19 protein-coding genes and 1 pseudogene are annotated in these 22,490 nt (G+C 44.4%); 9 read left to right on the forward strand and 11 right to left on the reverse strand.

Features of this window, described 5'->3' with window-relative positions:
- Positions 1-13 precede the first annotated feature (13 nt).
- The gene (locus tag PHF18_RS07915; RefSeq protein ID WP_300100803.1) at positions 14-820 is read left to right on the forward strand and encodes a V4R domain-containing protein; all 807 of its coding nucleotides are present in this window, start codon (positions 14-16) and stop codon (positions 818-820) included.
- Positions 817-2,793 carry a glycoside hydrolase family 15 protein gene (locus PHF18_RS07920; RefSeq protein WP_300100805.1) on the forward strand — a complete coding sequence of 659 codons (1,977 nt, stop codon included), beginning with the start codon at positions 817-819 and terminating at the stop codon, positions 2,791-2,793. The genes PHF18_RS07915 and PHF18_RS07920 overlap by 4 nt, the downstream gene beginning before the upstream one ends.
- Positions 2,794-3,001: 208 nt before the next feature.
- Here PHF18_RS07920 and serS read toward each other — a convergent pair whose 3' ends face one another.
- A complete protein-coding gene (gene serS / locus PHF18_RS07925; protein WP_300100808.1) occupies positions 3,002-4,267 on the reverse strand; it encodes a serine--tRNA ligase in 1,266 nt (421 codons plus the stop codon).
- 139 nt (positions 4,268-4,406) lie between these two features.
- A complete protein-coding gene (gene sppA / locus PHF18_RS07930) occupies positions 4,407-5,636 on the reverse strand; it encodes a signal peptide peptidase SppA (protein ID WP_300100810.1) in 1,230 nt (409 codons plus the stop codon).
- Positions 5,637-5,967: 331 nt separating this feature from the next.
- Here sppA and metG point away from each other — a divergent pair, with 331 nt between their 5' ends.
- Complete coding sequence (gene metG, locus PHF18_RS07935; protein WP_300100813.1) at positions 5,968-8,103, forward strand: methionine--tRNA ligase; 2,136 nt, start codon at positions 5,968-5,970, stop codon at positions 8,101-8,103.
- 280 nt (positions 8,104-8,383) lie between these two features.
- On the opposite strand, the gene PHF18_RS07940 is transcribed toward metG, so the two are convergent.
- From PHF18_RS07940 to PHF18_RS07965, 6 genes are all read right to left on the reverse strand, one after another.
- On the reverse strand, positions 8,384-8,818 hold the full coding sequence (locus tag PHF18_RS07940; RefSeq protein ID WP_300100815.1) for a hypothetical protein: 435 nt from the start codon (positions 8,816-8,818) through the stop codon (positions 8,384-8,386).
- A 767-nt stretch (positions 8,819-9,585) separates the two neighbouring features.
- On the reverse strand, positions 9,586-10,116 hold the full coding sequence (cyaB, locus tag PHF18_RS07945) for a class IV adenylate cyclase (protein WP_300100818.1): 531 nt from the start codon (positions 10,114-10,116) through the stop codon (positions 9,586-9,588).
- A 91-nt stretch (positions 10,117-10,207) separates the two neighbouring features.
- On the reverse strand, positions 10,208-10,606 hold the full coding sequence (locus tag PHF18_RS07950; protein ID WP_300100820.1) for a Zn-ribbon domain-containing OB-fold protein: 399 nt from the start codon (positions 10,604-10,606) through the stop codon (positions 10,208-10,210).
- A gap of 6 nt (positions 10,607-10,612) precedes the next feature.
- On the reverse strand, positions 10,613-11,785 hold the full coding sequence (locus tag PHF18_RS07955) for a thiolase domain-containing protein (RefSeq protein ID WP_300100822.1): 1,173 nt from the start codon (positions 11,783-11,785) through the stop codon (positions 10,613-10,615).
- Between the two features lie 15 nt (positions 11,786-11,800).
- Complete coding sequence (locus PHF18_RS07960) at positions 11,801-12,850, reverse strand: hydroxymethylglutaryl-CoA synthase (protein WP_300100824.1); 1,050 nt, start codon at positions 12,848-12,850, stop codon at positions 11,801-11,803.
- Positions 12,851-12,895: 45 nt separating this feature from the next.
- A complete protein-coding gene (locus PHF18_RS07965) occupies positions 12,896-13,636 on the reverse strand; it encodes a helix-turn-helix domain-containing protein (RefSeq protein ID WP_300100826.1) in 741 nt (246 codons plus the stop codon).
- A gap of 142 nt (positions 13,637-13,778) precedes the next feature.
- Here PHF18_RS07965 and PHF18_RS07970 point away from each other — a divergent pair, with 142 nt between their 5' ends.
- The 6 genes and pseudogenes from PHF18_RS07970 (at position 13,779) to PHF18_RS07995 (ending at position 19,947) form a co-directional block, all read left to right on the forward strand.
- Positions 13,779-14,597: a Dna2/Cas4 domain-containing protein gene (locus PHF18_RS07970; RefSeq protein ID WP_300100829.1), complete on the forward strand. Its 819-nt coding sequence runs from the start codon at positions 13,779-13,781 to the stop codon at positions 14,595-14,597.
- Between the two features lie 538 nt (positions 14,598-15,135).
- A pseudogene (locus tag PHF18_RS07975) lies at positions 15,136-15,288 on the forward strand (YncE family protein); the annotation flags it as partial.
- A gap of 138 nt (positions 15,289-15,426) precedes the next feature.
- Complete coding sequence (locus tag PHF18_RS07980; RefSeq protein ID WP_300100831.1) at positions 15,427-16,014, forward strand: UPF0228 family protein; 588 nt, start codon at positions 15,427-15,429, stop codon at positions 16,012-16,014.
- A gap of 479 nt (positions 16,015-16,493) precedes the next feature.
- Entirely contained in the window at positions 16,494-16,748 is a 255-nt protein-coding gene (locus tag PHF18_RS07985) for a Dna2/Cas4 domain-containing protein (RefSeq protein WP_300100960.1), read from the forward strand.
- A gap of 282 nt (positions 16,749-17,030) precedes the next feature.
- The gene (locus tag PHF18_RS07990) at positions 17,031-17,567 is read left to right on the forward strand and encodes a UPF0228 family protein (protein WP_300100834.1); all 537 of its coding nucleotides are present in this window, start codon (positions 17,031-17,033) and stop codon (positions 17,565-17,567) included.
- Between the two features lie 475 nt (positions 17,568-18,042).
- Positions 18,043-19,947: a phosphoadenosine phosphosulfate reductase family protein gene (locus PHF18_RS07995; protein ID WP_300100836.1), complete on the forward strand. Its 1,905-nt coding sequence runs from the start codon at positions 18,043-18,045 to the stop codon at positions 19,945-19,947.
- Positions 19,948-19,998: 51 nt separating this feature from the next.
- Here PHF18_RS07995 and PHF18_RS08000 read toward each other — a convergent pair whose 3' ends face one another.
- The 3 genes from PHF18_RS08000 to dinB form a co-directional block, all read right to left on the reverse strand.
- The gene (locus tag PHF18_RS08000) at positions 19,999-20,211 is read right to left on the reverse strand and encodes a hypothetical protein (protein ID WP_300100839.1); all 213 of its coding nucleotides are present in this window, start codon (positions 20,209-20,211) and stop codon (positions 19,999-20,001) included.
- Positions 20,212-20,485: 274 nt separating this feature from the next.
- Positions 20,486-20,740, reverse strand: coding sequence for a protease inhibitor I42 family protein (locus PHF18_RS08005; protein ID WP_300100841.1), 255 nt, complete (start codon positions 20,738-20,740; stop codon positions 20,486-20,488).
- Positions 20,741-21,234: 494 nt separating this feature from the next.
- Entirely contained in the window at positions 21,235-22,332 is a 1,098-nt protein-coding gene (gene dinB, locus PHF18_RS08010; RefSeq protein WP_300100844.1) for a DNA polymerase IV, read from the reverse strand.
- Positions 22,333-22,490 lie beyond the last annotated feature (158 nt).

Below are 22,490 nucleotides of genomic sequence, written 5' to 3' on the forward strand. Positions count from 1 at the left end.
GAGTTTGAGTTACATGGTTCGAGACTTATGCATGTTTGCAGGTTTAAATGAAAATTCAAAAATTGTATGGTTCAAAATCACTTATTCGAAAGATCCCGGCTCTTTATCCCCAATAATTGATTTCCTGGAAAAGCAAAGTGTTCTCATAAGGATCGGGCACTTTGACAATATGAACATGGAAACAGGAGAGTATTCGGTCTTCACTGAAATCGGAAACGAAGTTGATTTAGAAGAGCTTTCCCGTAAAATAGAGGAGTTGGAAGCTGTCCTGAAGGTGGAATACGGGATTTCTGAAAACCGGATGATACATGGGGTGGATTTCCCCTTGAATGTGATAGGGGTCCGGGCAATTATTGCACGAGCACCCACCCTTGTTGATATAATCAGGACTCTGAACGAGAACGCACCACATGCCGAGGGGCTTCTCACCCTCTCAGGGCTTAAGGGCGGGATCCATGCAGCAAAATATTTCAAGAGCATCATGCCTCTTGACGACAACAATTTCACGAGCCCCCTGGTAGAACTCTACAAGGCTGTTGGGTGGGGTATACTGGAAATTGAATGCGATCCCGTTACTTTTGAGGGAAAAATTATTGTAAGAGATTCCTTTATTGCCGACGTTTATGGTGAGTCCGAACAGCCCGTATGCGCCTACATGAGCGGTTACTTTGCAGGGTACCTGACCGAATATTCCGGCAAGGCCATAAAGGTCAGGGAAATCAGCTGTAAAGCCACCGGAAAGAACGTCTGTGAGCACATAATCTCGCTGGCATCCCCCAGCATAAGCCCAGAACACCAGCCAAGAGGGGACACTCGGTGATCAAACAACCTAATGTCATTCTCGGAAATGACGAACTGCTTGTGACAATGGGCAGAAAGGGGGATATTTTAGGCTTATTTTATCCCCGCAGAGACCATGCCCAGCACGTAGAAGAATCCCTTGCCTGTATCCATACAGGGGAAAAGCTTCTCTGGACAAATGACAACGATTGGCACTCTATTCAGAATTACATCGAAGATACCAATATCGTATCCACAAAACTCTACCATGACTCCGGGATAAGGATCTCGATCCTGGACCTTGTGCATCCTGAAGTGCCGGTCCTTATCCGCAGGTTTAAGGTGCAGTCCCAGCAAAAGATGTCAGGAAAATTCTTTTACTATTCTAATTTGAACGTAGGGGAAACTCCCAAGAAAAACTCCGGATTTTGCGATACGGAAGCTCGCCTGCTTGCACAGTACTGGCAAAATTACTATATAGGAATCTATGCCCTGCCGGAGTTTACGGAATGGCAGATCGGAAAGGCAATGGATACCATATGGTGGACAAATTCCAAATATGATATGGAAGATGGAAAGCTGCAGCGGAATAAGGAAGATATCGGAAATATCAACAATGCTGTTGGCTGGGACCTTGAACTGGAAGCTGACGGAGCAAATGAGTTTGTAATCTTTATAGGAGCTGCATCTTCCCGGAGTCTCCTGTATAAGAGGATGCATGAGTTATCCAAACTGCCTCTGGAACACATCTTTGAAAAGACGCGGGAACACTGGGTGATGTGGCTAGCAAAAAAACATGTGCTCAAGATGCCAGGGCTTGAAGGGCATAATAACCTGCGTCAGGAGTTATTCAATGCATATAACCGGGCGCTTCTCATGCTTTATCTCCTGAACGACCGTGAACATGGATCCTTTGTGGCTGCTCCGGAGTTTGACTCCCATTTCGAGAAATGCGGAGGATACGGGTTTTGCTGGAACAGGGATACCTCGGAGGTTGTGCTTGCCCTCAAGCATTCCGGATATCCCGAATATTGTGACCGATTTTTCAAGTGGTGTATCCGGACCCAGCTCCCCAATGGTTCATGGTTCCAACGTTACTGGCTCAATGGAGACATAGCTCCTTCCTGGGGAAATTTTGACTATTCAACCCAGATAGACGAGACCGGGTCCACACTTCATGCCATGGATATATATTACAGGATTCTCGAAGGTCTCAAAAAGGTTGAGTTTCTGGAAGAAGTCTGGGTCACCGTGCTCAGGGCTGCCGAGTACCTGATGAAGAGGACCAAGTCAGGGCTGCATGAAAGCTGTATGGACCTTTGGGAGACTTATTACGGAGTTTTCACCTACACCAATGCCTCGATCTATGCAGGGCTCATGGGTGCCTCCCACCTTGCAGAAGAAAACGGTGAATCTGGCATGGCAAGGCGCTGGAAGAAAAGGGCTGAGTTCATCAAGCAGGCTACAATTGACCGTTTCTGGCTTCAGGAAGGCTACTTTGCAAAAGGAATCCTCAACGAGAAACTGGATAAAACCATTGATGCGAGTATCCTGGGCGCATATATGCCCTTTGGAATGCTCTCTCCGAAAGACCCTGTGGAAAGAGACATGATTCTTTTCCTGATCGAAAATATCCAGAAAAAGCTATCGATTCCTATCAATGCGGGTAATGGAATCAAACGTTACGAAAATGACAGTTACATCGACGGAAATCCCTGGATAATAACCACTCTCTGGCTTTCGGAGGCTATGTTTGCCTTTGTCCTTGATCTTCCCAAAGGACAAGAGGGGCAGTATGCCGAAGAGGTGAAAAAATTGACAAGTGAAGGGATTAAATACCTGAGATGGGCTCTGGCGGGGGCAACAAGCACAGGGCTTCTCCCTGAACAGGTGGACAAGTCTACAGGAAAGCCAGCCTGGGCGATCCCTCTTGGCTGGAGTGGTTCTCTCATGCTTGACAATATCCTTCTCCTTGATAAAATTTGCAGAAGAAACGCAGGAAATCAGGAATAAGGCTGAATAGATAAAAATAAGTGCCTGGAAAAAGGAGAAAGGGGAACCTGCTAATTACTTTAACCTGGGGAGCGCGGGGGCACAGCGAGAAGTCCCCTTCCTCGCCTTCATCAGAAGGATGACAAAAAGAATGTTGGAAAAGTTAACGGGATTCATCTCCAAGCTAAAGCATAGGGGCTTTCTCCATTCTTTCTCGTAATCCACAAGCTTAAACTTTGTTGATTTCTTCGGCTTCTCTCATGTATGGTCTGAGAACTTCCGGAATCTCCACGCTGCCATCTTCTCTCTGGTAGTTTTCCAGTATCGCAACGACGGTCCTGCCGACAGCAAGGCCTGAACCGTTAAGCGTGTGGACGAACTGCGGGCCTTCAGGGGTTCTGAAGCGGATATTTGCTCTCCTGGCCTGGAAGTTCTCGAAATTTGAGCACGAGGATATCTCCCGGTATTTTTTCTGTGCGGGTACCCATACCTCTATGTCGTAAGTCATGGCCGCTGAGAACCCTATGTCACCAGTGCAAAGGCTTATGACGCGATACGGTATCTTCAGGAGTTTGAGAATCTCCTCAGCATCGAGGGTGAGTTTTTCCAGTTCTTCATAGGATGTCTCCGGCTTCACGAACTTGACAAGCTCAACCTTGTTGAACTGGTGCTGGCGGATGATTCCTCTAGTATCCTGGCCATGTTTTCCTGCCTCACGCCTGAAGCATGCAGTATATGCTGTAAGTAATACCGGCAGATTTTCCATGTACTCATCCATGAAGAGGTTGGTCACCGGGACTTCCGCGGTAGGTGCAAGATAATAGCCGTCAGCGCTGCATACATACATGTCATCTTTGAACTTTGGCAGCTGTCCTGTACCGGTCATGGCTTTTTCATTGATAAGCACAGGTGGGTAAACTTCGAGATAACCCTGGTCAGTGTGTACATCAAGCATGAAGTTTATAAGCGCTCTTTCAAGTTTCGCGCCCATGCCTTTATAGACTGTAAAACCCTGACCTGCGATCTTTACTCCTCTCTCAAAGTCAAGTATATCCAGCGCCTCCCCTATTTCCCAGTGTGGCTTTGGGGTGAATGTAAATTCTCTTGGCTCTCCAACTACCCTTACAACCGGATTGTCGTTCTCATCCTTGCCTATAGGCGTCATCTCAGATGGGATATTGGGGATACTGAGCATTATCTCATTTATTTTTGACTTATAGTCGCGTATCTTATCATCGATTTCTTTAATACGATCATTGATGCCCTGCATCTCATTTATCTTGGATACGGTGTCCTTATTTTCCTTCTTAAGCTGCGCTATCTCGCGGGTGACCACATTGCGTTTATGCTTCAGGCTATCGCCCTCGGCGCTACATTTTCTCCAGGCCACGTCAGATTCAAGAAGGCTATCTATAAGCTCGGTGCCCATATTCCTGTTAATAAGAGCACGCCCAACTATGTCGGGGTTGTTACGTACAAATTTGAGTTCCAGCATGTTAAGCCCGCGTTATCCTGCATGTTAGCTAATATATATTTTGCTATTTTCAGGCTGTAAGCCTGTTATATGAAACATACAAATGAAAATACAACGAAAAAATAACTTTCGGATAAAGGAAATTGAGGGAGTCCGATACTTACCCTATACAGGCAAGAATCTTCCCGTAAGGGCTTTCCTCAAAGTAATTGACAAATTGACTGGTTTCCCTACTGGAATCCCCTGAATCCGAACCGAGAAGTAAACTTGAAAGTCTTGCCTTGTTCATATACACTACTCTTGGCTCCCCCTGAATACCTCCCAGTTCCGCAGCCTTATCAATTGCATCATAGAGGTTTCCAAAGTCGTCCACAAGCCCAAGCTCCTTTGCTCTGGACCCGGTATATACGCGTCCGTCGGCAAGTTTTTTTACATCACTCCTGCTCATATTACGTCCTTCTGCAACCTGGGTTACAAATTCTTCATAACTATCCATGACAACGCTGTCAGCGTATTCTTTTTCTTCGTCCGTAAGCCCTCTCCAGGTTCCTCCCATATCTTTGAACTCTCCGGACTTTGAAATGTAATAATCTATACCTTCCTTTTCGTTGAAAGAAGACTTATTCTCAAAGGTCCAGATAACTCCTATGGACCCCGTATTTGTTGAAGGATTTGCAAATATGTAATCTGCAGGTGCAGAGATATAATATGCAGCGCTGGCCGCAAGATCTCCCATGGAAACAATAACCGGTATGCCCTGTTCTTGAGCTTTCTCGATTTCTACTGTAATCTCCTGTGCGGCTGCAGGAGATCCTCCCGGACTGTTTATCCTGAGTACTATTGCCCTGACGTTTTCATCCGCTACAGATCTGTGGATGTTTTCAGAAATCTCTTCTGAGGTTGCATAGCCGAGTCCTGCAGGAACGTTTCCAGTGAGCATGGTGCCCTGCACATAAATTATCGCTATCTTCTCAGAAGTCCCTATATTTCCTCCGAAACCGAGCCCGTAGATGATAGCAACCATACTGAGCCCAATAACAGCAATCAAAGCCAGTAAGATCACAATATAGGACGTACCGCTGCGTTTCTTTTTCTTTACGGAAGGAGAAGAGCTGGAATTCATGCTTAAACTCTCGTTTTCAATCCTTTTTTTATCAGGGTCCCGGGGAGGAAGTTCCTGAGCATCCTTTTTTGCAGATTCCTGTCTTTCAGGAGCAGAATCGGAATATGAGGAATTTTCCTCGATAGTACTATCTGAAATATCTCCCTCTGGGACAATAGTCTCTTTTTTATTGGGAGCACTACTTCTCGAAAGGTCGTCTCCAGATGCCTCTTCTGGACTCGTGCTTTTTGAATCCACACCTTCTGAGTTTACGTTTTCATCATTCATATCTGACAGGACCGTATTTCTTGGATTTTTTTCTTTAATTTCCGGTCTATGCTTCTTTACTGCTGAAAACTCCAGTTAAGGGGCAGGCAAATTCTCCTTTTCGGGAAACTACCAGAAATATGTTTTTAAGAAGCCCGCAAATAAAAGGGTCAATTCAACAGGTCTGAATTGTCCGAGCAACTATTTATGTCTCTCTGTATTTCACCCTTCTTTATATAGGAGTATCAACTATCCCTCAAATAAGTTCCATTGTAAACACATTAAGCGAAATATATTTCAGAATTGCAGTCATCCAGAAGAGATACACTTATAAAAATATATGGAGATAAGAATGTCAAACTCATCCAATAAACCTGTACTTGTCACATGTGGCCTGCCCTATGCCAACGGCAAGGCCCATATCGGGCATCTCCGGACCTATGTGCCCGCTGATATTTTTGCCCGCTCCCTGCGGAAGGAAGGAAGGGAGGTTACCTTTGTTTGCGGTTCGGATACCCATGGCACCCCAATTGTCGTAAACGCCGAAGAGCTCGGGATCTCTCCTAAAGAACTGGTCGAAGTCTATCATAAACACTTTGACGAAACTTTCAAGCAGCTTGGAGTTTACTTTGATGCTTTTGGGACAACCGATGACCCTGAAAATCATCACCGGACCATGCAGATTGTAAACCGGCTGATTGAAAAGGGCTATGTATACCCGAAAATTATAGAAATCGCTTACTGCCCGAAATGCAACCGCTTCCTTCCTGACCGTTATGTGGAAGGAGCCTGCCCTCACTGCGGAGAAACAGCCAGAGGCGATGAATGTGACCAGGGATGCGGAAAACACCTCGAACCTGGAGAGCTTCTGAACCCTGTATGTACTATCTGCGGAGGGCCTGCAGAGTACCGCCAGCAGGAACACTTCTTTTTCAAACTTTCCGAGTTTAGCGACTACCTGATGAATTACCTCTCAAATGACCTGGGAGGTACCAGTAATGCCATCAATTACGCACTTGGCTGGGTAAAGCAGGGGCTTACGGACTGGTGTATCACAAGGAACCTTGAATGGGGGGTTCAATTCCCGGGGCATGAAGACCTTGTGGTTTACGTCTGGGTGGATGCTCCCATAGGATACATGGCTTTCACCGAGGAATGGGCTGAAAAGACAGGGGATTCCTGGGAAAAATTCTGGAAAGAGGACGGAGAAATAGTCCACTTTATTGGAGGGGACATTACCTACCACCACTGCATCTTCTGGCCTGCCATGCTTAAAGGCGCAGACTATTCCGTGCCTACCGCTGTTGTGGCATCAGGCATGGTCAAGATCGAAGACAAGAAGTTTTCCAAGACCAGAGGTTATGTGGTCTGGGTAGGGGAAGATTATCTTGACCACGGCTTCCATCCCGATCTCCTGAGGTATTACCTTGCAAGCTACACTTCTCATACTAAGGAACTGAACTTCTCCTGGCGCGTGCTTCAGGAAAAGGTCAACACCGAACTGGTGGCTGTGTTCGGGAATTTCCTGTACAGGACCATGCTCTTTGCTTTCAAGAACTATGGAGAAGTTCCTGAAGGGAAACTCGAACCTGAAGTAAGCGCAGAAATCGAAAAGGCTCTAAAAGAAGTAAAAGCTGCAATGGCTGAGTACGAGTTCAAAAAAGCTGTCGATTCTGCCATGACTCTCGCGTCTTTTGGGAACATTTATTTCCAGTCCCACGAGCCCTGGAAACTTATAAAAGAAGACAGAGCCGCTTGCGGACAGGTCCTCTACAACTGCCTCCACCTGGCAAAAGCCCTGAGCATTATATTTGAACCCGTGCTCCCGCTGACCATGGAAACAGCCTGGAAAGGGCTCGGGCAGGAAAGCGATATACATGCTGTGCAGTATGAAGAAGCCCTTGTGCCTCTGAAGGCAGGCACAAAACTTGCAAAGCCTGAGCTCCTCTTTACCAAGCTTGAAGATGACAGGATAGGAGATATGGATGAGATTGCAAATCAGAGGGTAAAAGCTGCAAATGAAAAGAAAAACGCGGCAAAGGGGAAGGGAAAGGAGCCCGTCAAATCCGATGGAATGGGTCCCGGAGAAGAGGCAAAACCAGCTGAAAAAGCCGAAGACGCAGCAATAACTGAAGAAAAAGGGCAAATCGAAACTCTTCCAATGGTCGAGTACGAAGACTTTGCAAAACTTGACATAAGAGTAGGAAAAGTCCTCCTTGCCGAACCCGTAAAGAAGTCCAAAAAACTCCTCCGTCTGGAAGTGGATATAGGCGAAGCAAAACCAAGGCAGCTTGTTGCAGGCATGTCTTCCTATTATACTCCTGAAGAGCTTGTCGGGAAGAATATAGTCGTGCTCACCAACCTGAAACCTGCAAAACTCTGCGGAGTTGAGTCAAACGGCATGATGCTAGCAGCCGATGACGGTGGAGTAATTGTAGCAGCCCTGATGCCGGACAAAGATCTAAAGCCGGGTTCAAAGATAAGGTAACCTGCTCCACGTGTTGTGCAGGTCACTTTTTAATTTTTGGAAGTATTCTAAATACTAAAGATTGCGTTAGCCCCGTCTGCGCCACCCCCGAATTCATTCGGGGGCATCCCCGGCGTTTCTGTGTTTTAAATCTTCTTTTCTTCTGATATTTTTCAGTTCATTTATCTCCGCAGGCGGTAAGCTCCTCCCTCAAAAAGCTGAGCCGTTAGGCAAAGATTTTATGGAGGGGTAGTTCACACTTCGTACTCTGTAGGTCTAATCATCGGTATCAAAGTGTATCTCAATGAAGTGGAAGGCGATATAGGTAAGCAAGACTCATTACTAAAGCGGGGATGAGATACAGATATACAATTCTTGGCACAAGTTTCATACCTTTGGTGTAAATTATAAGCACGAACAGCGAAATCCATGCAAGAATACCATAGAATGTATATGCCGATACTTCCCACGAGTATTGCTCAAATACGATACCAATTGTATTAAGTATCATAATAAGCCAACTCCACACAAATAATACAAAGAACGAAACCGGAAGCCAATAATCTGTAAACACAGCGTAACCTATAACACCGAGTTGATCGAGCATCCCGTGTACAACATGCACGAAAAGCAGACATAAAATAATTGAAACTAGGATTTTATCTCTTTTTGTTAGTTCCACTTTTATACCCTCTTTTGATCTTATTTTTATCCCGCTTGCATTTAACTCCACCACGCTATTAACCTGCTCTCGGCAGGTCGACATTAGATTTTGAGAACTCTTTATAATGGCGTTTTCCAGTCAGATATAAATATGTATTCTGTTTGAAGATGGTTGACATATGGCCCAAATCTCACGACATATTATGATAGCGTCGGAAAAGTCCATAATTTCCTAAAATTTGCCCAATTTGATCATTGTACATAAATTTAATAATTCCGCATGATGCCGATTCACTACTTTAAATTTTAATGACTGTGTGCGATAAGTTCTAGATTTCAGACTTTTCCGACGCTCTCATTATAGACAATGAACCATTTTTGCAATAATGTTTCCCAAGTTTGACATGTCCCAATAAATAACACAGTATTCTCTCACAAAAAATGCATTGTGGCGGCATAATGTTGTTAGAAATATAAAAAATGTCAAAAATCAAAAAACACAAGATAGAACTTTGAATTGTATGAAGAAAACATAATCATAAAGCCCATTTGTACATTACAAAATGTATGCTTCTGTCAAATTAGGGATGTTTAGTATCAGGGATAATGTGGTTTCTAGCAAAAACGCCATAAGTAATAATATTCTGAAAAAACAAGTTCCCTGCTGAATATAGGTCCGATGATTACGGTTTTTAAATTTGAGCATCGGGTTCGTGTGCTTAAGTTTAAGCACATAATTCAGCATCAATAGAAGTTTATGCGCCGAAAAAGGCGGGACTTCAAATAAAAATAGTCGGGAAAATTACCGAAATTGACCAGATGAATTGACCAGATTAATTTTTAATTGCTTTTATCCAGTACCATTTCAAGGTAAGAAGTCCGAATAGAGTCTTTTTCCCCGGCGCCAAACTGTTTTAGTAATTCAAACAGCTTTCCCCTTGAAGTTTCAAGATCTTTTTCATCTTCAGCTATGATTTCTACTTCCAGGAATTCTCCCAGTCCTTCGACTGCGTCAAGGCAGACAGTTATCTCTCCTGCCCTGAAGACTTCCCTTTTTTTCCGAACTATTCCGGCATCAGAGAAACCAAGCGCATGGAGTATTTTTGCAGTAGTTGCTTCATCTACAGAAGTTTCGAGTTCTTCCCGGGTTTTGGATACTTTGTCAAGTTTAGGGCCTTTATAGGTCAGCACGGCTTGACCGTCCAGGGAACGAATCCTGAGAGCCTCGTCGGTCTTTGAAAAATCCCTGTAAGGAGCTGCAAAATAAGTATCTGACTGATTCTCAATCCCTATTTTTATTGCCCCTAATTTCTGAAGGACGGAGCGGACCTTTGAATGATCCGCTCTGACCTTGACTTCCACTTCAATCATAGGTTACAGACATCTCCGATTTTATCCGGGAAGCCCCGGAAATCCTTACTTTAATTAATTATTAACGAAATCCGGAAGAATCCGGATCCTATCAGGCATCTGCAGGGATGAATTTAGTGCCGTAGTAAATCATGCCGCGATCGCCGTCTTCCCCTAGCTTCCTGAACACGGACTTAACCCGCGTTCCAATCTGGATTTTATCAGGGTCACCAATCACCTGGGAGGTCAGCTGGGGCCCTTCATCCAGTTTAATAATTGCAAGGGTGTAGGGAGCCTGGTTTTCAAAACCTTCCGCAGCCGTGTGAATCAATGTATAGGTTACTATTTCGCCGGTGCCTTTGAATTTGAATGATTCGAGTTCACCCATGCGCCTGCAGTTTACGCAAACATTGCGCGGGGGATAAAAATATTCCCCACATTCCTTGCAGTGGGTCCCTTCAAGGTTATACCTGCTGCCGAGGCTTCTCCAGAATCTTGGAACAGAAGACATCAAATATCACCTCTCCCTCGAGAAAATATGTATCACTGCGGTCGCTCCTGACCCGCCTACGTTGTGGGTCATTCCATACTCGGCTCCTGCGACCTGGCGCTTTCCTGCGTCCCCGCGGAGCTGGGTTGCAATTTCCACAGCCTGCTTTATGCCGGTTGCTCCCACGGGATGTCCGCAGGCTTTCAAGCCACCGGATGTGTTTACAGGGATCCGACCTCCAATCGCAGTTTCCCCATTTTCTGTGACAATTCCGCCTTTCCCTTTCTCTGCAAATCCGAGGTCTTCAATTGCGCAGATCTCGGCAATGGTAAAGCAGTCATGCACCTCGACAAGGTCGATGTCTTCAGGCTTCAATTTTGCCATGGAATATGCCCTCTTTGCAGCCATCACGGTTGCGTCCAGAGTTGTGATGTCCCTTCTGTCATGAAGGGCAAGTGTGTCACTTGCCTGTGCTGTTGCTTTAATGTAAATGGGAGTATCAGTATATTTGTGGGCAACGTCTGCAGGAGCCAGGACAAGTGCAGAAGCTCCGTCTGTTATGGGGGAACAGTCAAAGATATGTAATGGGTCGGCTACCATTATTGAGTTCAGTACGTCGTCCACGGTAATTTTATTCTTGTACTGGGCAATAGGGTTGAAACACCCGTTTTTGTGGTTTTTAACGGCTACTTCTGCAAGCTGTTCGCTTGTAGTTCCATACCTGTGCATGTGTAGCTTTGCAATCATTGCATAAAGCCCGGGGAAGGTTGCTCCCGCCATGCCTTCCCATTCCCGGTCAGCGGCTGCTGCAAGAGCCGAAGCAGCTTCTTCAGATCCGACATCAGTCATCTTTTCCGCTCCTGCTGCGACCACAATATCGCTGTAACCTGAAGCCACGGACATTATAGCCTGGCGCAGGGCAAGCCCGCCGGACGCACAGGCAGCTTCCACTCTGGTAGCTGGAACATGAAGGTTTCTCGAAAGCCCTGAATAGTCCGCTATAAGGGCACCTATGTGCTCCTGGTCAACAAAGCGGCCCCCACTCATGTTTCCTACATAAAGAGCATCGATATCTTTTCCGCTCACACTTGTATCTTCAATCGCTCCGATTCCGGCTTCTACGACTATGTCTCTCAGGGAACGCTCCCAGAGTTCCCCAAATTTTGTATTCTTTATTCCGATAATTGCTACGTCTCTCATGTATTCACCCCGTTTTCAGGCCAGACGGATTTTGCCTTTATGTCTGGCATACTTTGCGTAGTCGATGTATATAGGATCCTTTATAAGTTCGGAAACCGTCGGAGCCAGATTTCGGATTTCCTCAATCCTGTCAGTAACTGTTATGCTGAATGAATCGGACCCTGCTCCTGACCCGAAGGCGGTCGCAAAAATCCGGTCCCCGGGTTTTGCCTGGTCAAGGGTTGCGGCGATTCCCATAAGGCAGGACCCTGAATACGTATTCCCTATTTTTGGAACTACAAGTCCAGGAGTTATCTGGGCTTTTGTGAACCCCAGCATCTTTGCAGCTTTGCTTGGGAACTTCCCGTTTGGCTGGTGGAATACTGCATAATCATAATCTTCAGGTTTTGTCCCGAGTTTATTAAGAAGGCCTTTTGCGCCATTTGTCACGTGTTTGAAGTATCCCGGTTCTCCTGTAAAACGTCCTCCGTGCTCGGGGTAAGGCATTCCTTCCCTTCTCCAGAAGTCAGGAGTATCTGTTGTAAAAGAGTATGTATCTTCAATGATTGCTGCAAGCTCGGATTCTTTTCTCCCGATGAGGCAGGCAACTCCTCCTGCTGCGGCAGTGTATTCCAGGGCATCACCGGGGGCTCCCTGGGAAACGTCTGCTCCTATAGCCATGCCAAGGTCAATCATTCCAGAACCTACCAGCCCCATACATGCCTGAACTGCGGCTGTTCCTGCCTTACATGCAAACTCAAAGTCTGCTGCAGTCATTTCGGGGGTTGTGCCTATAGCCTGGGCTACTATAGTGCTTGTCGGTTTTACAGCGTAGGGATGACTTTCTGAACCTGTATATACCGCCCCGATTCTGGAGGGATTTACACCGCTTCTTGCCATTGCGTATCTTGCCGCTTCCACTGCAATCGTTGCTGTGTCTTCATCGACATCAGGCACGGATTTTTCGTACACCATGAGGCCATTTTTGAGAGCCTCTGCGTCATCACCCCAGAGCCGGGCGATTTCTTCAATTTTTATACGGTATCTAGGAACATACGCACCGTAAGATACAATTCCAATAGTCATGTGTTCACCTGTTTTTGAGTGGTTAGGGCATCAGTTTCCAAGGGTTCATTCCCTTGCATAGTATTGACTGTATTTTTTCAGTAACTGCACAATCTGATCGAGGTCCATTGTAGTTGTGACCAGGGGTACACGGTCTACTTCCGCCATCTTGACTGCAACAGGTTCGACCTCTTCTTTACGGAGCCCGTGAAGCACAACAGCTCCGGGTTTCAGGTTGGTGACCCGGATAGCTACCAGGGGGGATTTTCCGGTACTGACCTTCGTAAAGATCATGGCTCTATCTGTACTCCAGCCATAGAGCTTCTGGAATTCGTGGGAGGAAAGTTCCAGGACTGCCCGCTGGCTGTCGATGACAGAAAAACCATATAGGGGCCTCTCAACCCCTTTATAAACAATCTCGCCTTCAATAAGGTTTACCAGTTTCGCAAGCTGTATGGGGAAAGTATACTCGTAGGTTGAGTAGATGGATTTTGAGCCGTTTTCGGCGTTAAGTATCGATTCATAGGTGTGGATCTTTTTACCTCCCCGCTCAATATCAACTTCAAGCAGGGATTCCACGATCTTTCGGACGATCATTGTCCCTGGAGACTTTCGCCTCCCGCTTTCGTAATCACTGATAACAGAGGGAGAAACCTTAAGGTAATTTGCAATATCGGTCTGGGATATCTCGAAGTTTAATCTCCACTTCTTCAGTGACTCTCCGGGTTTTTCGGAGAGTGTGATATCTCCAGCCATCTTTTCTGCCAGGCGGTTGCGCAGATTTTCTGAGGAATCGTTGGATGTCATGACTTACTTAATCTAAGAGGAAACATTCCCTTATATATTTAACGAATGCGAGTTCGTCAATTGTCGCAGGAGTTTAACTATCAGGTAAGAGTGGGGTCTTATGCAAAAAATTTATATCAAGTGTAAAAGAACTTACTATGTAATGCCTGCAGATTCACGGAATCCTGAGATAAGCGTTTCTGATCTTCTCCTGTATATCAACTGCCCGCGGCGCGTATACTTTGTCAGCCGTGGTTTTGAGCTGTTCCCGGAAATAAATGCTTCAAGGATTGAAAGAATGCTCTTGAAAGAGCTTTCTCTGACTTTTCCTGAAATTGTGAGGGAATGTTCGTTAAACGCCGATAACCTGTGCAAAGAACTTGAAACTGCTTTTCTCCATGCATGTGAGGACCTCCCGCTTATGTTCCCAGCAGAATTCGCATGCATTGAAAAGGAAGTCGTTGAAGAAGGGAAGGCGCGGGCAAGAGCTAAAATTCCTGAAATCGCGGCTAACCTTTTCAGAGGGCTTGAAGAATACGGAAAAGACCCTATGCTTGCGGCACTTACGCCTGTTAAAACCGAGCCCTTTCTTTCATCTGAAAAACTTAACCTGAAGGGTGTCCCGTCCAAACTTGTCTGTTTCGAGGGCAGGAATGTCCCCTCGATTATGAAACCTGGAAATTGTCCGGTTCAGGGCGTGTGGGCCTCTGACCGGATGCATGCCGCATCCCTTGCCCTTCTCCTTGAAGCCGAGGCCGGAGGAGAAGTACCCTTTGCCTTTGTTGAATACGTAAGTTTCGGCCTGCTCCGGAAAGTAACTATCAGAAGTTCGGACCGCAGAGAAGTTTTAAAAATTTGCAGGCGTGTGGAGAAAATAAAAGCCGGATTCATGCCCGAGAAAAAAGAAGAAAAATTCTGTTCAGAATGCACTTTTTCAGAGCATTGTGTTTCAAATTCGTCCTTGATGTCAAAGTTTTTTTGAACCGGGAATGGACGGAAAAAGATTACAGCACAATGAAAAGGGAAAAAAGAATCTGTCCCATTTGTATGGTTGGATTTGGAGAGAACAGATGAATGGTAAAAATGGGACATTAGCGCTATGTATTGCTATGGCATTGTGTCTATGTCTTATGCCATCAGCAATGGCTTCGACCGAAGAACAGCAAACCAACCAAACTAAAGATGCTGCTCAGTTAAAGATGGAGGCTTTGGAGGCTGAGCTGGGTGAAGAAGGAATGAAGGAAGTTGCGGATTACCTGGAGCTGCAGGCTTCTTTGCCTGATGTAGTGAAACGTATGCCGTATAGAGGACTTGCTTTTGCTGCTACTGATCCTGAAAGTCAAGCTATTACAATAAAATATATTGATCACTTCGATGTTTCTGAGAAGGAGAAAGAGGAGTATAAAGCTGGACTGCAGGACATCTGGGAGAGGTATCCGGATAAGATCACGAAGGATGACTATGCTTTCATGATTGAGTTGGGTCCAATGATCGATAAAGAGGCTTTTAAGAACTATCAGGATCAGGATTATTCAAACAACAGTGATTTTGAATCTGATAATGGTAGTAGCTCAGGTGAAAATGAATCGAGCAAAAGTAACTCTACTCTAGGCTTCGGATTATTGGGGAGCTTGACCTGCCTGTATGGAGGATGGAAACTCAGGAAAAAGTAATGAAGGACCTGGATAACCGGATTGCTGGTAATTGGTAATCTGTAGCCTGTTGGATCGGATACACAAACTGTTGAAGCCTCTGGTTATGAAATTAACCGTATATAAGCGGGATTAAAGCCATATTTTTGAGTGGTTAATATGAGTAAAGTAAATAAGAAAATCACCTTCTTTATTATTTTTCTGATTTTTGTAGTAATTATTGGATTATTTGTAAAAATGACCATTTTTACTCCAACAGTAAATCCTGGACAAGAAGAGAGAAAAGTAGCTGGGTTAATCATTCAATTTAGAGATGGGGTTAGTGAGCAGGAAGCAAAATCTATTCTCAAAAACTATAATTTAGCTAGATATAAACTGGATTTCACGGTTGATATGCCGGATAACTACTACATAATAGTAGATGAAGATAATATAATGGATGTAAAAAGTGAATTGAGATACGAAAATTTGACTGAAGCTACTCCGGCTTTAGAAAAAGGAAATTATTACATAACTAAAAAAGGAGATTATTACATAATTACAATAGCGGAACAAAACATTCACAATGAAAGTTTTATTGAGATGCTAAATAAATATAATCTTGAAGTGAAAAAGTTCGTCTATTGCCATGTTATCATTACAGATCACCCAGATAGTGGGATTTCAGAGGAACGTGTGAATAAAGTAAAAAGTGAGCTTGAAATGAATGAAAACGTCTTCACTGTTTACTTTGAGTCTATTGAATAATGAATATTTCACATTTGACAGGCAGGAAGCCCTGTTGCTTTAACGCAGGGAGGAATGCCGTCAACTTTCTGGCATTCCGTTCCACGTTTGGATTTCTCCACTCTGCTTTGGAAACGAATTTCCGTAGCAGGTAATATGGTTTTGGAAAACCGTATCCCCTCGCCAATGTTGGATATGCTTGTCAAGTGTAGCACACCGCCCCTACCTCTCAGGACTTTTAATGCTACACGATAGAGCTACAAACTGAGGAAGCATTCGCAGGTATCATGACATTTACAACGTAGTCAATTAAGACTTAAGCTGGTCAATCAGGGCTTTTGCAAGCCACACTGCTTGAGCGTGGGGTAGTTGACATTATTTGGTAATTAATAATCTTTGCTTGTTGAGTCTGGTACTTATATATATGGAATCATTTGGGAGTTTAGATAAGAAGGCTCTGAGGAAAAGCCAATGCCTTTTAAAGGTGAACCTCGCTCAATCTGTATGACATGTTCCTTGAAGCCGAGGCCGGAGGGGAGATGCCCTTTGCCTTTGTTGAATACGTAAGTTTCGGCCTGCTCAGAAAAGTGACTATCCGAAGTTCGGACCGCAGAGAAGTTTTAAAAATCTGCAGGCGTGTGGAAAAAATAAAAGCCGGATTCATGCCTGAGAAAAAAGAAGAAAAATACTGTAAAGAATGCACATTTTCAGAACATTGTGTTTCAAATCCATCCCCGATGTCTAAGTTTTTCTAAACCATGTAAGGGCCATTCTGGGACAGGAAGTGCCATGGGGGAATAAAAGTCTTACAGACTGCCTTAAAATAACGCTAATCTATCAAACTATTTTTAGCTTGATATGAGTGTGGAGGGTGAAAACTCAGTAAAAAGTAATGAAGGACCTGGATAACCGGATCGCTGGCAATTGGTAATCTGTAGCCTGTTGGATCTGATACACAAACGGTTGAAGCCGCTGGTTCTGAAGTTAACCGTATATATGTGAGGAGTTAATACTCCTCATTTTTTTCGGTGATTGATATGAATAAAATTAGCAAAGTCGTAGTTGTTTTTATTGTTTCTCTGACTTTCTTAGTACTGATGATGCAATCTCAAGAAGTTAAAGTAGCTGGTTTACTTATTCAATTTGAAAATGAAACTACTGAGCCGGAAGTTCAAGCCATTCTTGAAAATTACAACATACCTGTGAATTATACCATAGACTACAATTCTAATATTGGGCGAGGAATGTACTACATAAAAATAGATGAAGATAAAATAAATGAATTGAGGGAAGATGAAAACTGGACTTCTGTAGTTGAACTCAAAAAAGGAAATTATAACATAATTATGTTATCTGAAGAATTTGTTCCAGATGAAAGTTTTCTTACAATGCTGGACAAAAATAATCTCCAGTTGAAAAAGGCCGTCGTGTGTTATATCCATTTTGGAGATGGACCACAGAATTGGGTTGTGGGGACGAATTGTGTTCTGGAAAAGGATGCAATCAGGATAAAAAATGAGCTTGAAACAAATGAGAAAGTTTTGATTGTAGGTCTAGATGATATTGAAGGGTAAAAACACTGCACTGAACTATCACTGCAGAAATTATGATACATGAATCATTAAACTTCCAGAGTAAATAAATTTATCCAAGCTAAAATTTATTATGGTGAAATTATCATGATGAATAAATCATACCAACTACTGTATATCGCTTTCTTCGTCATTTCTTTATCATAATCCTGATTATGCATATAATAAATAGTGACAGGAGACCATCTTAAATTACCCCCAAATATTTACGCACCCTATGTATGAAATCAAATACAGTAAACATCATAGTTTAGATTTATATTTTAGACATTTAATGGTTTAATGCTACTTTTCCAGTTCAAATACATAAGTCCTGCCACGGCTGCAAAATAAATTCGATATTAAAACTTTTTCATAGGAAAAGCTAAAACCTTCCACAAAAATTTTTGGTCAAGCTTTTTTTTAAAAAGCTTGAGCCAAAGCCTTTTAAAGGTGAACCTCGCTCAATCTGCATGACATGTCCAAACCAGTATACCTTGGCAAAATGCTCCTGCACTGGTGCGATGCCTGCAATGTGCCTGTGCTCGGAAAACAGTGTGGGTGCGGCAATAGAGCAAAAAAAGTTGAGGTCACTCCTCCCGGCGATATTCGTCCGGCTTTTGATTATGATATAAAACGCATAAACTCCGTTTCTGAAAAACAGTTCAATGCCCCCCTTATCCCCGAAGGGCATCTTGTGGTGCTTAACAAAGCCCCTTATGAAGACCGGATGGATGAAATTATAGTGGACGGGGAAGTCCTTGCATCTATCAGGTTTGAAATAGAAAACTGCACATGGGTCCTGCTCCCCAGGCTCGAAGGAGCAAGGCGGCTTTTTCAGGGCAGGGACAGGAAAGAGCTTAAAAAATGGGTGGTTATCGAGCCGGAAATTATGCCCTTTATCCTGAAAAAAGGGGCAAGTGTCCTTGCTCCCGGAGTCCTTGATGCAGATCCGGAAATCGAAAAAGAGGACGAGGTTGTTGTCCTTCTCCCTTCCGGAGAGGTAGTTTGCTGCGGGAGAGCCCGGCTGACAGGCAGGGAAATGATTGAAGAAAAGCGCGGAAATGCCGTAAAGCCGCGCTGGAGTGCAGAACCCGTAGCTGCAAAAACCCTTCCCCCGGGAAAGAGCTGGGATGATGCCGTAAAAGCCAATGAGAAAATTCTTGACTCAATGATAGGGATGGCTCATTCTTTCATAAGAAACGTTTCCGGAAGTATGGACCTGAAAGTCAGTGTATCCTATTCCGGGGGCAAGGACAGCCTTGCAGTGCTGCAGCTTGTGGATGAAACTCTGGACGATTATGAATTGATGTTTGCAGATACAGGGATTGAGTTTCCGGAAACCCTTGAAAACGTCAAAAAGGTTGCAGAATATTACGGAAAAACCCTCCGGACAGCGAGTTCAGGAGATTCGTTCTGGGAGTCTATTGGAGTTTTCGGGCCTCCGACAATGGATACGCGCTGGTGTTGCAAGATCTGTAAACTGGGACCCATTGCCAGGCTGATTGACGAAAATTATGAGGGAGGCTGCCTGAGCTTCATAGGACAGCGCCAGTACGAATCCCATGCTCGCTCCATCAGTAATAAGGTCTGGAAAAATCCCTGGGTCGGAAATCAGGTTGGAGCGTCCCCCATACAGGAATGGACAGCTCTGCATGTCTGGCTCTACCTCTTCAGGACAAAAGCTCCCTATAATCCGGCGTATGAGAAAGGTTACGATCGGATGGGCTGCTGGCTCTGCCCGTCTTCCTCCCTATCCGACTTTTTCCAGCTTGAGGAAAGTCACCCTGAACTTGCACAAAAACTCAACACCCACCTCCTGGCTTACGCAGAAAGGATGGGACTTTCCCCGGAATGGGTAAAATACGGCTTATGGCGCTACAAACGCTACCCCAAAGTCCTGCAGGAGCTTGCGGATAGAAAGGGAATTTCCCTGCTCCCTACCCAGGAAGCTCCCGGAGAGCTCCATTTTGAAGTTGCCACAGGATACAGGCCCTGCAAAGCAGGAGGGATTTCTGCGGATGGAAGTTTCGGGCAGGCGATAGATATTGAATCTCTTGAAGAAAGCGGAATGCTCAATCCTGTAGGGAAAGCTTCCTTCATAGAAGGAGCTGCCTCTGTCGCTCTGGGGGAGTCGAGAGCCCAGGTCTTTGCTTCCGGAAATGTGAACGGAAGAAGTGAAAACGAAAAAACCCTGAAAAAGCTCATGCGAATGGTAGAGTTCTCAGTAAGAAGAGCTGTCCTCTGCCAGGGCTGCGGAGTCTGTGTAGGACACTGTGAGCACAACGCAATTGAAATGAAAGAAAAGAGAGCCTGGATCAGGGAGAGCTGCACTCACTGCGGGGCCTGTATAGAGGTCTGCCCGCTTGTGAAATTCCTGTAAGTATTAATCCAGTGTTAAATGATCAGGTTGTCCATAATTAATCGCTTGACATTATTCCGGGCAGCCTGACCAGTATCTCCTATTTTTTTCATGTCCTGTGCCTGTGCAGCTGATTTCTTTTTTTCTTTTCTGCATTGTGCAGAGCTGAGCCGGCTCGCCAGCCAGAGAATCTACAACAACAGGCAAACCGTCACTGCTGTTGAAATAGGCCAAAATCGAAATTCCTTCACTGACCTCAACTAAGAGATAAACTATAGAAAACACGACGGAAGGACAAGGAAAAGCTATCAATATTTTTTAATTTGCCCTCTTGAGCGCAGCTCAGCTAAACCCCATCAAGTAGTCCTCTTGAGCGCAGCGAAAAGGACCGCGTACTCCCGAGGCGCAATTCGGGTGCCGAATCGCAATTCGGGAAGCACAACTAGGGGAGAAAAGCATATCAAAAATAAAATGAGCCTACGGCAAGGCAGGGCGGATGGACTTTAACCAGAGAAGGCGGTCTTGCGTGGGCTCCAGGTTCCGTGACCTGTAAAATGTATTACTCGGCATCAATATTGATTTCAAAACAGCTTGCTATCTGGTTTCCCCTCCGGTATGTGCCTTTTATCTTTTGACTTCCCTGGCAAGTTACCTGAATATCCCATACATGGTATCCCACGCTTCCGGTCTTTTCCTCATCTTCAGGGACAAACATGTCCCTCATTATCTGTAAGCCGTTACTGGTTGCAATGTCCCAGCTGAATCCGCTGACTGGATTTTCCGGAAATTGGATTGTAAACGGTTTTTTGATCATATTGTCCCTCTCCTAACCGTCCTTATGCAGTCGTCCTTCCTTACCCACTTTATAATTCTTTCGCCATTTTTTGCGAATTTCAGATAAATCACTTTTCTGAAAAAATCCGCATGTAGAGCTGATCTACATAAAAAAATAGCCTCTCTCAAAAATGGGATCGAAATTCAGGTTATGGAAGCAATTTCGAACTATTACCCATATTATTATTACATTTCTTGTTTGATAAATTTTATGAAAAAATTCTCTTCGGGGTTAACAATAAAATGGACACAATCACTAAAATATTTTTAACTGCGGCAAATGTTGTTTATATACTAGTTATAAATATAAATTATGTGGTTAACTGGAGTACTGTAAATGTATAATCGAGTAAACATTTACTCGCCTGATAAATCTCCTGGCCTGTACAAACGACCAGGTAAACACAGGATCGAAATAGCACAAACAATGAGGTAGACCTACCCCCAAACATATGCATAACACAGCATTCAGGCTTAATAATCAAAAAGGCTTTTTTGACCCTTTTTTTTCTGGAGCCCTCCTACCCTTACCCCCACACGCCGGAGTTCAGTTCTGTTTTCCGAAAGGAATTCGCTCAGGATTTCCCTGGTTGCTTCAAGAAGGGCTTCCTTTGAAGAAACTGTATGGTTGAGTGTGCGACTCCTGGTATACATCCTGAAATTTGAGTTTATGGCCGTAAAGGTTACAACCCTGAAGGAGAGTTCCCTTAAATTCAGTTTTTCAATAACGTCTCCTGCAAGCATTTCCAGCAGCGGAAAGATAAGTTCCTGATCCAGAGTATCCTCAGGCAGTGTTGCAATCCTCCCGATCTGTTCTGAGCCTTCCCTTTCCTTAAGGGGGGAGTCATCAATTCCTGCCGCCGCTTGTTTAAGCCACGTACCCCGGGCTTTTCCAAAGGTGGAAATAAGTTTGATAACATCATATTCTGCAAGGTCCTTTACCGTAACTATGCCCATTTCCTGCAATTTTTTTGCAGTTACATCCCCGATCCCCCAGAGTTTGGACACCTTCAACGGCCAGAGAAAACCTTCCAGATTCTGCGAACTCACGATCGTAATCCCATCAGGTTTTTTTGCGGAGGAAGCCATCTTGGCAATTAGCTTATTTGGCCCTATTCCTATAGAGCAGGTCAGTTTCTCCTTTTCTTTTATTTCTTCCTTTATCTGCATCCCGAGCTCAAAAGCAAGGTTAAAGTCTCCCTCTGTCCTGTCGGTAATTTCAAGGAAAGCCTCATCAATACTTGTCTGTTCAAAGGAATCTCCGTTTTCTCCGGGATCTGCATAGTTGCGGAGAATTTCCATGATTCTGTCTGAAACCGAAGTGTAAAACTCCTTCCTGACAGGCAAGAAAATAGCTTCCGGATTGAGTTTTTTAGCCCTTGAACAGGGCATTCCCGACCGAATCCCAAACTCCCGCGCAATGTAATTACATGTGCTTACAGATCCGCTGAGTTCGCTTCTCCCGGAGAGCATGCAGACTACAACTGCTTTTCCGCGGAGTTCCGGCTTTTCCCGCTCCTCAATGGCTGCATAAAAATAGTCCATGTCTATGTGAAGAATAACCCGCTGCATCACAGTAAAAGATGCGGGGAAGATTTGTATAATTATCTCTCAAGCTTATTTGCCTTTCAGGTTTAATAAAGCCGAAAAGGAATGTACAGGAAATGAAATGAAATGAAAGTAAATGAAATGAAATGAAATGAAAGTAAATGAAATGAAAGGCATAAATA

Source organism: Methanosarcina sp. (assembly GCF_028693135.1).
Lineage (GTDB): Archaea > Halobacteriota > Methanosarcinia > Methanosarcinales > Methanosarcinaceae > Methanosarcina.

Excerpts from the sequence above, each read along its gene's own strand:
- PHF18_RS07915 (WP_300100803.1), top strand. The coding sequence starts at position 14 with ATGGTTCGAGACTTATGCATGTTTGCAGGTTTAAATGAAAATTCAAAA.
- serS (WP_300100808.1), bottom strand. The coding sequence starts at position 4,267 with ATGCTGGAACTCAAATTTGTACGTAACAACCCCGACATAGTTGGGCGT.
- sppA (WP_300100810.1), bottom strand. The coding sequence starts at position 5,636 with ATGAATGATGAAAACGTAAACTCAGAAGGTGTGGATTCAAAAAGCACG.
- metG (WP_300100813.1), top strand. The coding sequence starts at position 5,968 with ATGTCAAACTCATCCAATAAACCTGTACTTGTCACATGTGGCCTGCCC.
- cyaB (WP_300100818.1), bottom strand. The coding sequence starts at position 10,116 with ATGATTGAAGTGGAAGTCAAGGTCAGAGCGGATCATTCAAAGGTCCGC.
- PHF18_RS07950 (WP_300100820.1), bottom strand. The coding sequence starts at position 10,606 with ATGTCTTCTGTTCCAAGATTCTGGAGAAGCCTCGGCAGCAGGTATAAC.
- PHF18_RS07955 (WP_300100822.1), bottom strand. The coding sequence starts at position 11,785 with ATGAGAGACGTAGCAATTATCGGAATAAAGAATACAAAATTTGGGGAA.
- PHF18_RS07960 (WP_300100824.1), bottom strand. The coding sequence starts at position 12,850 with ATGACTATTGGAATTGTATCTTACGGTGCGTATGTTCCTAGATACCGT.
- PHF18_RS07965 (WP_300100826.1), bottom strand. The coding sequence starts at position 13,636 with ATGACATCCAACGATTCCTCAGAAAATCTGCGCAACCGCCTGGCAGAA.
- PHF18_RS07970 (WP_300100829.1), top strand. The coding sequence starts at position 13,779 with ATGCCTGCAGATTCACGGAATCCTGAGATAAGCGTTTCTGATCTTCTC.
- PHF18_RS07980 (WP_300100831.1), top strand. The coding sequence starts at position 15,427 with ATGAGTAAAGTAAATAAGAAAATCACCTTCTTTATTATTTTTCTGATT.
- PHF18_RS07990 (WP_300100834.1), top strand. The coding sequence starts at position 17,031 with ATGAATAAAATTAGCAAAGTCGTAGTTGTTTTTATTGTTTCTCTGACT.
- PHF18_RS07995 (WP_300100836.1), top strand. The coding sequence starts at position 18,043 with ATGTCCAAACCAGTATACCTTGGCAAAATGCTCCTGCACTGGTGCGAT.
- PHF18_RS08005 (WP_300100841.1), bottom strand. The coding sequence starts at position 20,740 with ATGATCAAAAAACCGTTTACAATCCAATTTCCGGAAAATCCAGTCAGC.
- dinB (WP_300100844.1), bottom strand. The coding sequence starts at position 22,332 with ATGCAGCGGGTTATTCTTCACATAGACATGGACTATTTTTATGCAGCC.